The 13,904-nt window shown below is 50.8% G+C and carries 8 protein-coding genes; 6 read left to right on the forward strand and 2 right to left on the reverse strand.

What is annotated here, in order from left to right; all coding sequences use genetic code 11:
* Nucleotides 1–34: 34 nt before the first annotated feature.
* The 3 genes from GE107_RS15055 to GE107_RS15065 all read left to right on the forward strand — a co-directional run bounded on the left by GE107_RS15055 (nt 35) and on the right by GE107_RS15065 (nt 6,475).
* Nucleotides 35–1,717 (forward strand): tetratricopeptide repeat-containing diguanylate cyclase, encoded by a 1,683-nt coding sequence (locus GE107_RS15055; protein ID WP_219640795.1) that lies wholly within the window; start codon nt 35–37, stop codon nt 1,715–1,717.
* 176 nt (nt 1,718–1,893) lie between these two features.
* Nucleotides 1,894–2,928, forward strand: a complete 1,035-nt coding sequence (locus tag GE107_RS15060) for an HD-GYP domain-containing protein (protein ID WP_219640880.1) — start codon at nt 1,894–1,896, stop codon at nt 2,926–2,928.
* A gap of 457 nt (nt 2,929–3,385) precedes the next feature.
* On the forward strand, nt 3,386–6,475 hold the full coding sequence (locus tag GE107_RS15065) for a response regulator (RefSeq protein ID WP_219640796.1): 3,090 nt from the start codon (nt 3,386–3,388) through the stop codon (nt 6,473–6,475).
* 150 nt (nt 6,476–6,625) lie between these two features.
* Here GE107_RS15065 and GE107_RS15070 read toward each other — a convergent pair whose 3' ends face one another.
* Nucleotides 6,626–7,438 carry a histidinol-phosphatase gene (locus tag GE107_RS15070; RefSeq protein WP_219640797.1) on the reverse strand — a complete coding sequence of 271 codons (813 nt, stop codon included), beginning with the start codon at nt 7,436–7,438 and terminating at the stop codon, nt 6,626–6,628.
* Nucleotides 7,439–7,500: 62 nt separating this feature from the next.
* Nucleotides 7,501–8,403 (reverse strand): LysR family transcriptional regulator, encoded by a 903-nt coding sequence (locus GE107_RS15075; RefSeq protein WP_219640798.1) that lies wholly within the window; start codon nt 8,401–8,403, stop codon nt 7,501–7,503.
* A gap of 181 nt (nt 8,404–8,584) precedes the next feature.
* Here GE107_RS15075 and GE107_RS15080 point away from each other — a divergent pair, with 181 nt between their 5' ends.
* From GE107_RS15080 to GE107_RS15090, 3 genes are all read left to right on the forward strand, one after another.
* A complete protein-coding gene (locus GE107_RS15080; RefSeq protein ID WP_219640799.1) occupies nt 8,585–10,165 on the forward strand; it encodes an MDR family MFS transporter in 1,581 nt (526 codons plus the stop codon).
* Between the two features lie 12 nt (nt 10,166–10,177).
* Nucleotides 10,178–10,768 carry a PadR family transcriptional regulator gene (locus GE107_RS15085; protein WP_370636434.1) on the forward strand — a complete coding sequence of 197 codons (591 nt, stop codon included), beginning with the start codon at nt 10,178–10,180 and terminating at the stop codon, nt 10,766–10,768.
* Nucleotides 10,769–12,486: 1,718 nt separating this feature from the next.
* A complete protein-coding gene (locus GE107_RS15090; protein WP_219640801.1) occupies nt 12,487–13,746 on the forward strand; it encodes an MFS transporter in 1,260 nt (419 codons plus the stop codon).
* Nucleotides 13,747–13,904: the final 158 nt, after the last annotated feature.

Here is a 13,904-nt window from a genome sequence, read left to right on the forward strand (position 1 = left end):
ACTGATGCATGATACAAAGAAGGGATGTTGGCAGATGAGATTAAAAGTGACGAGAAAATGGGTAGTTCTCGTCTTGCTAATGGCATTTGTAACTATTTTGCATCCCTTAGTTTGTGCCGCTGAACAAAATGGAATCTCAGATTCGGAGATTGACACCCAATTGAACGAGGTTGGAAAACGATTACAGGAGTACAAGAGAGAGCCTGCTTATAAGGCTCTGCTTGAGCTAAAAGGGAAAATTAGCTTCGAAAAGCATAAAGACTATTATCTGGAAGTTCTTGCGAAGATATTAGAGCTTGAGACGTTTTATCAAATCGCCGATAAATCCACAAACACGGCCATAGAATTATATAAGTTATCTGATGAAAGCAGATATTATCAATACCGTATTTTGGCTCTAGCCGTACTTGAATATTATGATTATTTGAATTTTAACGATAAAGAAGCCAACCAAAAGCTGGAGGAAATGTTAGAACTGCAAGCCAATTATGGAGTGAAAGGTGCACCCTCAGAATATTATTATGGAATCGCACTGCAAGCAATAAATGTTTATGACTTTGATAAAAGTATAGAATACCTGCTCAAGGCTGCAAAAATTGTTGATGACAAACATGAAAAAAACTTTATTGGTATCGATAAAAATATAGCAATCTATCATATGATCGCGCTAATGTATAATGCCAAAGGAGACTATGCTTCTGCCCAATCAGCTTTATTATCCAATGAGATGCGCATCCATGCTTCGGATCATGAGCTTCGAATTCTCAATGATCTTGATTTGGCAAGGTGTTATATTTATAGCAGGCAAGTCGATCAAGCCAAAAAAGTATTTCTAAGAGCAAAAAGTGATTATATCAACTCATCTGAATTATTTAAAGTAGCTACAACCGCATACACATTAGATCAATTAGAGGCATCTATTGCCTTCAATGACGGTGATTATAAGCATTCAGCTACATTATATGATCGGATGGCTAACACTTATTTGTCTCAACAAGAGATAGAAGAAAAGTCAAAACAGGTGGAAGCATCCAGGAACTTTGAGATGAGTGAAATCAATAAGCAATTGAGCCTGTTTGAGCAATTAGAAAGTGCTCAAACCAAGTCTATACAGTTATATCAAGTGGGTTTAACCCTTGCAATCATCCTGATATTGGTCATTTTTATTGCAGCAATTATGTTTCATATTAAGAAAAAGAAATTCTATCGTTTGTCTGTAACCGATCAATTAACCAATGTGCCCAATCGGCGAAGCATCATGGAAATGTTTGATAAAATCTCCAATGGAACGAAATGTATTGCGTTGGTTGACGTGGATCATTTTAAAGATATCAATGACACTTATGGCCATTTAGTTGGTGATGAAGTTCTGAAAAAGGTTGCAAGCACCATTCGAGAATCCATACGTAAAAATGATGCCTGCGGTCGTTATGGCGGAGAAGAATTTATGATCATTTTTGATACCCATTCGATTGATGCGGCAGTAGAGATTGCCGAAAGAATCAGATCCAGAATAGAGAACCTCCAATGGACTTACGAGAATATGAAAGTAACCGTTTCCGTCGGACTCGTTTATTCCGACAGCTTATACGGAGATATTTTGCTCAATGAAGCAGACAAATTGCTGTATCAATCCAAGAGTATGGGGCGGAACCGCGTAACATTTGACGGGGTCCAGGCGTCTGACAATTTACGCGCAATTCAGAACAATCGATAATTTACAGCGTTCTCCGTAGGTTCAGGTTAGGGATGCTAACAAATATTTTGTTTCTATTCGAAAACAAAGCTAACGATTGTCAGGTATGGTTATTGAAAATAGAAAATAGTTAATATGGTCTAAAGGAATGATCTTATATTCTTAAGAATGATGCATGAAAGGATGCCGGCGAGTTGATGCGAAAACTGTTATTGGGCAAGAAGATCAAGGACGATATTAGAAATGAAACAGGACTTTTGCTAATTTCCGGGGGAACCGTTCTCGACCAGACTCATTATGAGCTTATACTGAAACATCAAATCGATCTCTCGCAAATCGCAGTGCTTTCCGGCGAAGAAATAACGAACCTTCCGGAACAAGCGGAATCGAATAGTTCCGCTACAGCACTGGTGCAGGAAGCTACACGATATGCCAAGGATTTATTTGAGCGAATCAAGGTAAAAAAGCAGGTTCCGCTGCTTGAGATTAAGAGTGAACTGATACCTGTCATTCAAAAGGTAGCGGAACACACCGATTTATTTTATTTATTTGAATCCGTCAAGGCCAAGGATGAATATACCCATCAGCATAATATCGGCGTCGGTGTATTATCGACATTGATAGGCCAATGGATGAATCTGAATGAGAAAGATGTTGCCCTGTTATCGATTTCGGCTTTCCTGCATGACGTCGGGAAAGTTCGTATTTCGGAGGAAATTCTCCTGAAGCCCGATAAATTAACAAAGGAAGAATTCGAAGAGATCAAACAACATACGATTTATGGTTATGAAATATTGAAAGAAACAGTAGGCCTTAACCCTCGCGTTGCTTTGGTCGCTTTGCAGCATCATGAACGGGAGGATGGCAGCGGTTACCCGCTGCGTTTGAAAGGTCATCAATTGGACCCGTTGAGTCGAATTGTAGCGGTTGCGGATGTATTTCATGCAATGTCATCAAAGCGCCCTTATCATGAGGCAATGCCTTTTTATGAATTGGTCAAGCGAATGCGGGAAGGTTTCTTTGGGAAATTAGATCCGCATATCGTTGCTGTTTTCCTTAAGAACATGTTTCGTACCCTGGTCGGTAGAACAGTGAGGCTAACCGATGGCCGGTATGGGGAGGTCATATATATTAATCCTCATGAAGACACGAGTCCATTGGTGAAGGTAGATCAAACTTATCTTGACCTCACCAAGGAACGAAACATTCAGATTAGCGAAATTCTCGATTAAGTTGGCTTGGGTGCTAGGCTTAGCTAAAGAATCCGGAGGCGAGAGTTATCTATTAGGGTACTACGGCTGCCGCTGCATAAATGTTGTACGATCGGACACTCTTCCTTTGTCGACTTGTGGATGTTTGACTCGGCTTCCGGTTTAGCACAGCTTCAAGTGATACCGTGAATCAGAGCGTTGCATAAACGGTGATTACGAATCTCCTTAAAATGGGCGAGATTTGCTATTGAAGATTCCTTTGTTATCGAAGAACTTGGTAGTTTTGATGAAGCTATTCAATGGTTTTCCGAAGTGAGGTAAGCGCGAATGCTGCATAGACGAAGGGGTGCCCGTTAGATATAACGGGCACTTTGACGCTTATACACGTTTGTAACGAAGTCCATTCTTCGATTGAAGGCTCGAACGTTGAATCAACCGCCCGCGATATGTCGATTCGACCGGTATTGGAGGTTTCCCTATGAAGCTTATACAAATGCAATGTAAGAGATGCCAAGTCAAGCTGATATGGCATCCTGATTTCGGATATATAGAGACATGTGTGTACTGCTTTCAGCTATGGGACGAGAAACCGAATCTGTCCCGGGAGGATAATCGGGTCGAGTTCTACACCCCTGAGACGTTTGCCATGGCCCTGGATGTACTTGAAGGGTTGCATCGTCCCAATATTGATGCAGCCATTATTTCTGCCCTGAAAGCAGCAGAGATTGCTTCGATGCTGGGTGTCGAAGAATTGGAGATGCGCGCCCAGTTAATTCATGCCGAAGTGATGATCCGGAAAGGACTGTTATCGGAAGGAGGACGCATTCTCCAGCAAATCAAGGCCTGGGCGGAATCTCATGGCTGTGCTTACATTCAAGCTCGTTGCCACCGGCATCTATGCAGCTTCTTCCGGAGCATCGGAGATATGCCAAGGGCGCTGGAGCATATGCTGCAATCCTGCCAACTTTTGCCGGTCAATGCGCTGCCCCAGACAAGGGGAAATCACCTTTTGCTGCTTGGAGCTATTCTTGCTCTAAACGGGGAATACGATGAGGCCAAACGCCGTTTTCAAGAGACACTGGACCTCGCAACCGAAACGAATCAGTTGAAATATGCCTTGATTACGCTAAACAACATGGCATACGCGGAGTATGAGCTGGGTAATGCGGAAGAAGCGGCAGAGATCATCGAACGGATCCGGCAGTTTGGGCAAAAGTACGGTCTACCGCTCAATCCCCGCATCCTGGATACGATTGCGAGGGTTCAAATTCTCCAAGGACGATATGAGGAATCGGAGCGAACGCTGCAGATTGTCATCGATCGCCGGTTGGATGATCAAGTAGACGAATTGGATATGTTGCCCGAATGCTTCATAACCTTTGCGGCGGCGCAACGGCTTCAAGGAGCGTACAGCCGTTCGCAAGCAACACTTGACGAAGCGCTTCGGCTTTGCGAGGAGCATGGCTTCACAGGCTATCGGGTAAGTATCATGGAGGAGCAAGCCGAGCTCTATGCCGCATCCGGACGTTACCAAGAAGCCTATAAGGAGCTCCGCAAATTCCATAGCGAATCGGAAAAGCTGCGCTCCAAAGAACGCGAAGCCCGGGCCAAAATCCTGCAAGCCGTCTTTGAAACGGAGGAGGCCAAACGCGCCAGCGAGTATTATATGAAGAAACGATTAGAAGCGGATGAAGCGAATCGTGCCAAAGGACAATTTTTGGCCAGAATGAGCCATGAAATCCGTACTCCCTTGAACGCAATCATCGGTTTGGCCTATCTGCTGCAGAAGACGGAACTAACGCATGTCCAAAAGGATTATTTGGCGAAAATACATTCTTCTTCCCAAACGCTTCTTGGAATGGTCAATGACGTTCTCGATTTTTCAAAAATAGAATCCGGACAGCTGAAGCTGGAGCAAATACCGTTTCAACTGACGGATATTATGAACAGGATTGCCGATATCTTAAGCTTATCGGCAGGACAGAAATCTGTAGAGATTATTATCGAGAAAGATCCGGGTGTGCCTCCGGCGTTTATCGGCGACCCGTTCCGCATTGAACAGGTAATTCTTAATCTATGCAATAATGCCCTGAAGTTTACAAATGATGGTTATGTCCTGCTGAGCATCGGTCTTATTGCCCGTCAGGAGGACAAGCAAGCTGCATGGATTTCATTCTCTATAACAGATACCGGGATCGGCATTTCGGAAGAACAGTTGCAAGTGCTTTTCACCCCCTTTACTCAAGCGGATATTTCCATGAGCAGAAGATATGGAGGATCGGGGTTGGGACTCGCTATTTGCAAGCTGTTGGCCCAATCGATGGGCGGTGATATCGAGGTGGAGAGCCGTATCGCCCATGGGAGCAAATTTACCTTCAAACTTCCTTTGAAGGTGCTCAATCGGCAAACCGAATTCATTCAGCGCACTGTTTACGAGGGATATCGGGTTATTTTTGCAGGGAACCATCCCATCCAGAGAGAGGTCATGGAACGCAAGCTAAGTTCCCTCGGATTTACTCCCCATACGCTCGCATCCTGCGAAGCCATGTTTGGCGAATTGCAAAGCGCAATGAGCGGGGACATTCAACTGCTTATCGCGGACAGTGAACTGGAAGGATTGGGCGATGCGGAGTGGACCAAGCTCATGGAACTTGCTAAGGAGAAAAAGATAAAGGTACTCGAGCTGATGACGGCAACAGAGGAGAATTACAAGCGTTGCGAGAGGCATCAAGCGGATGCCATGCTGACAAAACCGGCTACCTCCTCAAGATTATTGGATACGCTAGAAATCATTTTCGGAAGAAAACATCTCCATGTTCCTCCAACGAACGAGCCGGTTCCTGTTACCAATGCAGCAACAAAAGGGCATCTGCTCGTTGCAGAGGATAACGAGATTAATCAAATCGTCATTCGCGAGCTGTTGCAACAGCTGGGATATTCCGTCACCATTGCAGGAAGCGGTGCAGAGACAATGGAGCTTCTGAACCAACAGCCATGGGAGGCCGTCCTGATGGACCTGCATATGCCGGAGATGGACGGCTTTGCGACTGTACGGAAGATCCGCTCGAAGAAAGAATACAACCGCATTCCTGTTATCGCGTTGACCGCTAATGTGATGAAGAAGGATCATGAAAAGTGTCTGGAGGACGGAATGAATGATATCCTGACCAAGCCGGTGGAAATCGGAAGGCTGTCCGAAGTGCTTGGCAAATGGGTACGCCTCCATTGTCTCCTCTCCATAGAAGGTCTTGATGCGGAAAAGGCGATCAGACAGATGGACGGCAAAGCTTATATTTTGCAATACGCATTGGGGCAGTTTAAACAGCATTATCGGACCTTTCAGTCGGATGTAGAGAAAAAGTTGCCAATCGATCGGGACTCGGTTTTCCGCATGGTTCATTCGCTGAAGGGGGTAGCCGCAAATTTGTATGCAGAGCCTTTATTGGCGGCAACGTCAGAGTTGGAAGCCATATTAGCCGGGGGGATCGAGAGCAGCGCATGGCGCGACAAGCTTGCGGAAGTGCAAACTGAGATTGACAGGCTTGCGAAGTTCGTTTTCTGGAAGTGAGGTTTGTATTTCTGCTGGATGGAGGTATTCAACATTTCATCCTCTCCCTATGCCTTAAAAAGGGACCGGTCTGGGCGCGGTTGACGCCAGTTCAAAGTTTATAGAAAAAAAAGACTCATCTGTCCTGCCCAGACAGATGGGTCTTACTGTTTACAAAGGGACGATCACTTTGCGCTTCTGCCGGTAATACACCCAACGGGTGAATCCGATTTCCTTGAGGCGTTTGCGGACGAGCTCCCACTCGTCGCCGACGCGGTGCGGGACGTGGGCGTCCGATCCGAACGTCACGTCCGCGCCGTAATGGAGTGCCCGCTCGAGCATTTCATCGGACGGATACCAGCCGCCTACGTCTTTGGTTTTGCCGCTCGTGTTGATTTCCAGCGCGATGTCGTTGTCCACGACCGCTTGGAACACGGCGTCGATCTCGGCTTCCGCACCTAGAATGTCGGAGAAAGCGGGATAGTAGCCCTTCATGGCGTCGATATGGCCCAGGATTTGAAAAAGCCCGGCGTTCGCGGACTCCCGGATCAAGCGGTAATATTCCTTCTTGTCCTCGACCTTCTCGCTCTCGCTTAGCTTCTTCCACCGGTTTCGGTTGAAAATGCTGATTCCGCGCGTTTGATGGACGGAGCCGATGATGTAGTCGAAGGGGTACGGCTCGTAAGCTGCCCGGTATTCGTCGATTTCGTCCCGGAAGAAGTCCGATTCGACGCCGAGCAGCACCTCGATCCGGCCGCCGTATTTCTCCTTGAGCCGCAGCACTTCTTCCACATAGCGGGAGAACTCGCTTTTGGCCATCGCGATCCCGGGATGGGGATGGTCCTCTGCCTTGGCGAAGTAAGGGGAATGGTCGGAAATGCCGATCGCCGTCAGGCCCGCATCCATCGCCGCACGAATGTAGGCCTCGATGTTCCCCTCCGCATGTCCGCAACGCTCATGATGGGTGTGCAAATCGAATTTCATGAATCGGTTCCTCCTCTAATAGGGAGTTTGACGGACCGCTCAAACTCTCCCCGCTCGCGCGTTCACTCGCTTCCGATGAACTGGTCCTCCGGCATGCCCTTCAAATCGCTTAAAAACTGACGCATGGCACTGTTCACGTACCGTCCGGATTTGGTGATGACCCCTACCGGGTGACTGACCTCCAGCTCGTGGACGGGGATCATCTTTAACGTTCCCCGTTTCACCTCGCCTGCAATCGACAGCTTCGAGACGACTGCCGCGCCCAGCCCCATTTCCGCCATCCGTTTGACCTCTTCGCTGCTGTTCAGCTCCATGACGATGTTCGGCTGGATTTGATGATCACGGAAAATCCGGTCCACGAAGCGTCGTCCAAGCGTGTCAGGGGACAATAGGATCAGCGGGATGTCTTTCAGCATCCCGATCGTCACGTTCTTCGCGGCCGCAAGCGCATGGTTCGGGGATACGACCAACTCGAACGTGTCGTAATACAGGATCGACGTTTCCACCTGCGGGCTCTTGTCGGACAAGTAGCCGATCCCGATATCGACGGTGCCGTTCTCCACGCTGGCGAGCACTTGGGAGGACGGCATCGACTGGATGGACGTTTTGATGAGCGGGAACTGATTTTGAAAATAAGAGAGAACCCTCGGCAAAATCTGGATGGCGATCGACGTCGTCGTTCCGAGCACGATGTGGCCCTGCGGGACTTGGTTCAAGTCCGACAGTTTCTGTTTCAGTTCCTCGACGATCCCCAGAATCCGTTCGGCGTGTTCCAGGAAAACTTTGCCGCGGTCGGTCAGCGTCACGGGGTGGTTCCGGTCGACGAGCACCGCCTTGAATTCGTCTTCGAGGCTTTTGATCTGGGCGGACACCGCGGGCTGCGTCAGGTTGAGCAGTTCGCCGGCCTTGCGGAAACTGAGCGTCCGGGATATCGTAAGCAGCGTTTCCAGCTGACTGATGTTCAAATGACCGCCTCCCGCATTGAATAAATTTATCATGTTAATTAAAACGGATTAAAAGGTTTTCTCAGTTTATTATAGGCTTTTTACGATGCGGTAGCAAAAGTCGGTTGTTTTTTACTCAAATTTGAGTAAAATAGCAAACGGGTATTCAAATTTGAGTATGCGTCAGAGGAGGAAGTGCGAATTGGATTCCAATAAAAGCAACGTCAAGCTTGTGGTCGCCGGGTTGCTGCTCGGACTGTTCATGGCCGCGCTCGACCAGACGATCGTCTCGACGGCGATGGCGACCATCATCAAGAAGCTTGGAGGGATGGAAAGCTTCATCTGGGTCTATTCCGCTTATATGATCGCGATGGTCGTTTCGACTCCCATCCTGGGCAAGCTCTCCGATATGTACGGGAGAAAGAGGTTTTTCCTCATGGGCCTGGTCCTGTTCGTCCTCGGCTCCATCCTGTGCGGAACGGCGATCAATATGAACCAGCTTATCGTTTATCGCGCGATTCAAGGGATCGGCGGAGGGGCGCTCATGCCGATTGTGTTCACCATTATTTTCGACCTGTTCCCGGCGGAGAAACGCGGGAAAATGATGGGCCTCTTCGGCGCGGTGTTCGGCATCTCGAGCGTGTTCGGCCCGATCATGGGCGGGGCGATCACCGACAACATCAGCTGGCGCTGGATCTTCTACATTAACGTTCCGATCGGCATACTGGCGTTCCTGTTCATTTTGCAGGCTTATCATGAAACCAAGAACGCGCGGAAACAAATCATCGACTGGACGGGAGCGATTCTGCTGACGGGGGCGATTCTCTGCCTCATGTTCGGTCTCGAGCTCGGAGGGACGGAAGGCTGGGCCTGGAGCTCTTGGAACACGATCTCCCTGTTCGTCGGTTCGGGCGTCCTGTTGCTGCTCTTCCTGCTAGCGGAGACCAAGGCCAAGGATCCGATCGTGAAGCTGGATCTGTTCCGGAACCGCGTGTTCACGAGCAGCATGATGATCAGCATGCTGTACGGCGGAACGATGATGGCGGGCGCGACGTACATCCCGATTTTCATGCAGGGCGTTTTCCGCTTGAGCGCAACCCAGACGAGCACCGTGCTCATTCCGATGATGCTCGGGGTCGTGCTCAGCAGCCAGATCGGCGGCCGGATCGCGGCCAAGTTCCGGTTCCGGGACGTCATGATCGTGTCCGGTCTCACGCTGCTGGCAGGAATGTCCATGCTCGGCTTCGAACTCGATACGTCGACCAGCCGCTTCGTGGTCACGCTGTACATGATCGTCGTCGGTCTCGGTATCGGCGTTTCCTTCTCGCTCCTGAACATTTCCACGCTCAATGCCGTTCCTCCTCAGAACAAAGGCTCGGCCTCGTCGCTGATCACCTTTTTCCGGACAATCGGCTCGGCCCTGGGCGTGACCGTGTTCGGAACGCTGCAGAAGCATGATTTCCAAGCGGGCATTCAGCAGTTGCCGAACTTGAATCCGCAAATGGCGGAGCAAATCAAGGGAGGCCAAGCGCTGCTCGATCCGGATGTCCAGGCGAGAATCGGGCTCTCCCCCGATGCGGTCCACCTGATGCTGGCGAAGCTCGCCGATTCGATCGTGTTCATTTTCCAATGGGCGGTCATATTGCCGGTTGCGGCGCTGCTGTTCGCTCTGCTCATGGGGCGGGCCCGCCTCGCCGTCCAGGCCCGGCCGGGCACTCCAGGCAATACGGGACCGAGGGACGACGCCGCCGGCAAGCCGGAGCCTTCCTTCCACGGGGGGTGAGCCGGCTTGTCCGTGAAGTTGCTTGCATTGGGGCTGCTGATGGAACGGGACAGACATCCTTACGAAATCCGGCAGACCATCAAGGATCGGAATTGGCACGTTACGTTCAGGGTCCGGGACGGTTCGCTGTATTACGCGGTCGATCAGATGCGGGAGGACGGCTTGATCGAAGCGGCGGAAGTCATTCCGGTTCCGGGGGACAACCGCCCCGACAAGACGGTTTACCGCATCACGGAGAAGGGGAAAGAAGCTTTTCTCGATTTGCTGTACGGACAGCTCGGGGAATCCCATTACCCGTTTCATCCGTTCTTCCCCGCGCTGCCGTTCATCCGGCATGGAGATACGGCCTTGACGGCGGAGTTCGCATTGCGCCAACTGGAGGCGTGCGAAGCCCGGATCGAACGCATGAAAGCCGTCATCGAGCTGAAGCAGGATTATCTGCCTAAAGGGGCGCTCCATCTGCTTCGCGGGATTCTCCGGTTCAGCGAGACGGAGCGCGATTGGCTGAAGGACGTGCTGGCCGACGCGGAATCGGGCGCGCTCGGGGATCCGTGCTGGTCGCCGGAAGGTCTGCTGGAGCTCGAGAAGCGGAACAAGAACTGATTATGCCTTGCCTCTCCGGACTCCATTCCGGGAGGCGAGGTTTTTTGCGTCTCCGCCGTAATGGCGGGAGAACGGGGGAGTAGAGGCACAAAAATACCTTAACTCCGCCGAAAGGGCGGGAGAACGGAGGAGTAGAGGCACAAAACACCTTAACTCCGCCGAAAGGGCGGGAGATCGGAGGAGTAGAGGCACAAAATACCTTAACTCTCCCGAAAGGGCGGGAGAACGGAGGAGTAGAGGCACAAAATACCTTAACTCCGCCGAAATGGCGGGAGAACGGGGGAGTTGAGACACAAAAATACCTTAACTCCGCCGAAAGGGCGGGAGAACGGAGGAGTAGAGGCACAAAATGCCTTAACCCCGCCCAAATGGCGGGAGAACGGAGGAGTAGAGGAACAAAATGCCTTAACTCCGCCGAAAGGGCGGGAGAACGGAGGAGTAGAGGCACAAAATACCGTAACTCCGCCGAAAGGGCGGGAGAACGGGGGAGTAGAGGCACAAAATACCTTAACTCCGCCGAAAGAGCGGGAGAACGGGGGAGTAGAGGCACAAAATGCCTTAACTCCGCCGAAATGGCGGGAGAACGGGGGAGTAGAGGCACAAAATGCCTTAACTCCGCCGTAATGGCGGGAGATCGGAGGAGTAGAGGCACAAAATACCTTAACTCCGCCGTAATGGCGGGAGAACGGGGGAGTAGAGGCACAAAATACCTTAACTCCGCCGAAAGGGCGGGAGAACGGAGGAGTAGAGGCACAAAATACCTTAACTCCGCCGTAATGGCGGGAGAACGGGGGAGTAGAGGCACAATATGCCTTAACTCCGCCGAAAGGGCGGGAGAACGGGGGAGTAGAGGCACAAAATACTTAACTCCGCCGAAATGGCGGGAGAACGGGGGAGTAGAGGCACAAAATACCTTAACTCCGCCGAAATGGCGGGAGAACGGAGGAGTAGAGGCACAAAATACCTTAACTCCGCCGAAAGAGCGGGAGAACGGGGGAGTAGAGGCACAAAATGCCTTAACTCCGCCGAAATGGGCGGGAGAACGGGGGAGTAGAGGCACAAAATACCTTAACTCCATCGCGTTTGCTTGTCAGCCATCACGCGTGCCTTATTCTTTGGCGAATTTTAATGATGACTTCACGAAAAAACCAAAGGAAAAACGGATCACGGGGTTGAATGCCTTATGAGGATGACTAAGCAATTCGGGAGGGAGAGTCGCGATTGCGCGGTTTATGAATATGAACTCAGAACGAACGAGTTTCGGATGAGGGAGTTCGCGATCGTAGACCCGCAAGGATATACGATCGGCTGTGGCGAATCGTTGATCTGAGAAACGGTTAAGATTAGTAAATCGATCTAGAATTACCGCTATGTATTGAAACATCGCAACTCATGATATTCTACTCGATGACTCTCGCTTGGGCAGCCTTATGGAACTCAGCGCCGTTATTTTAATCGAAAACAGCGGATCGTTATACCTAACGGAACTGGAAGCCCTTATTTGTCTTCAAACAGGCATTTTTCCCTCGAAATCCGTCTCATAAGCGCATCTGGTTCCGTTAGATTCGTTAATGTAACCGAAAAGGACCGAATAACGGCTGTAAGTTCCGATAGTTCGGGCTCGACATGCCTACATGAAGCATCGCAGAAGCATCAATTGTTAGGGAATCTACAAATCGATCTACTAACCTGTAAATGACGGAGGGGACGAATCGCGCATGTGGGACGATCGCAAGGCAGTTCGGTCTTGGGTGATGTACGATTGGGCCAATTCGGCGTTCGCGACGACGATAATGGCGGCGGTGATGCCGATTTATTACCAGAAGGCCATCGGAGGCACGGATGCGGGGTGGGCGTTCACCCAGACCGCATCCGCGATCATCATCGCGGTGCTGGCTCCGCTGCTCGGCGCGATGGCGGATTATTCGGGCAACAAGAAGGCTTACTTGCGTCTATTTACGTTTATCGGAGCGGCGGCCAGCTTATGTCTGGCGATTCCGGGCAAGGGCGACGTTCTATTCGCTTCGCTGCTTGTTATCTTGGGCATGATCGGATTCGGCGGCGGTGGCACCTTTTACGATGCGCTGTTGAACGACGTGGCGTCGCCGGCGAACCGGGAGAAGGTCAGCGCGCGCGGGTTTGCGATGGGTTACTTGGGCGGGGGCGTGCTGCTGGCCGTCAATCTGCTGCTCATTCTGAAGCCCGGCCTGTTCGGGCTAGGAGAAGGTACGGCCCCTTCGCAAATCTCGTTCGCGATGGTCGGGGTCTGGTGGCTGCTGTTCTCCATTCCGTTGTTCCGCAACGTCCGGGAAGGCGCTGTTGCACCAAATGGGAGTCTGGGGAGCCAAGTCCGCGAAGGGTTCAAACGGCTCGGGGAAACGTTCCGCCAAATCCGGCATTACCCGGAGCTGTGGAAATTCATGATCGCGTACTGGTTTTTCTTCGACGGGGTGAACACGGTCATCGTCATGGCGACGAGCTATGGGACGACGATCGGCATCAAGGACAAGGATTTGATCACCGCTCTGCTGATTACACAATTCGTCGGTTTCCCGGCTACCGTGGCGTTTGGCGCACTGACGGGCAAGCTGGGCAGCAAAACGATGTTGTACGCTTCGATGGTCATGTACGTGGTGATCGTCGTGCTCGGATTTTTCATGAAAAACGCGTTGCATTTTTACGTGCTGGCGGGGTTAGTGGGACTGGTTCAGGGGGGATCGCAGGCGACGGCGCGCGCGATTTACAGCCGGTTGATCCCGCCTGCCCGCACGGCGGAGTTCAATGGATTCCTCACGTTCACCAGCCGGTTTTTCTCGTTCGGCGGCCCGCTGGTGTTCGCGCTGGTCAAAGTGTTTACCGACTCCAGCCGGTATGCCATCCTGGCAGTCGCGTTCTTCTTCGTCGCCGCGATGGCGGTGCTCACGTTCGTGAACCTGGCCAAAGGGGAACGGGAGGCCTCGCGCGCGTTCGAAGGCTGAGCGGCGCAGGGCAGGGCAATGTAAAGATGTGAAGATGGATTGTGAGGAGTGCGGAAGCGTAGGATGAGATCGGGGATGGTTGTTCGCACTCTCCTCGATCTCACCGCTACGATCAAGAGGGAATATCGAATTTTTCGTGTAAATCCTCAGACAGATAA

Origin of the sequence: Cohnella sp. CFH 77786 (genome assembly GCF_019400745.1) — a bacterium.
Classification (GTDB): domain Bacteria; phylum Bacillota; class Bacilli; order Paenibacillales; family Paenibacillaceae; genus Cohnella.

Coding starts and splice junctions, on each gene's coding strand:
- GE107_RS15065 (WP_219640796.1), top strand. CDS start 3,386: ATGAAGCTTATACAAATGCAATGTAAGAGATGCCAAGTCAAGCTGATA.
- GE107_RS15055 (WP_219640795.1), top strand. CDS start 35: ATGAGATTAAAAGTGACGAGAAAATGGGTAGTTCTCGTCTTGCTAATG.
- GE107_RS15060 (WP_219640880.1), top strand. CDS start 1,894: ATGCGAAAACTGTTATTGGGCAAGAAGATCAAGGACGATATTAGAAAT.
- GE107_RS15090 (WP_219640801.1), top strand. CDS start 12,487: ATGTGGGACGATCGCAAGGCAGTTCGGTCTTGGGTGATGTACGATTGG.
- GE107_RS15070 (WP_219640797.1), bottom strand. CDS start 7,438: ATGAAATTCGATTTGCACACCCATCATGAGCGTTGCGGACATGCGGAG.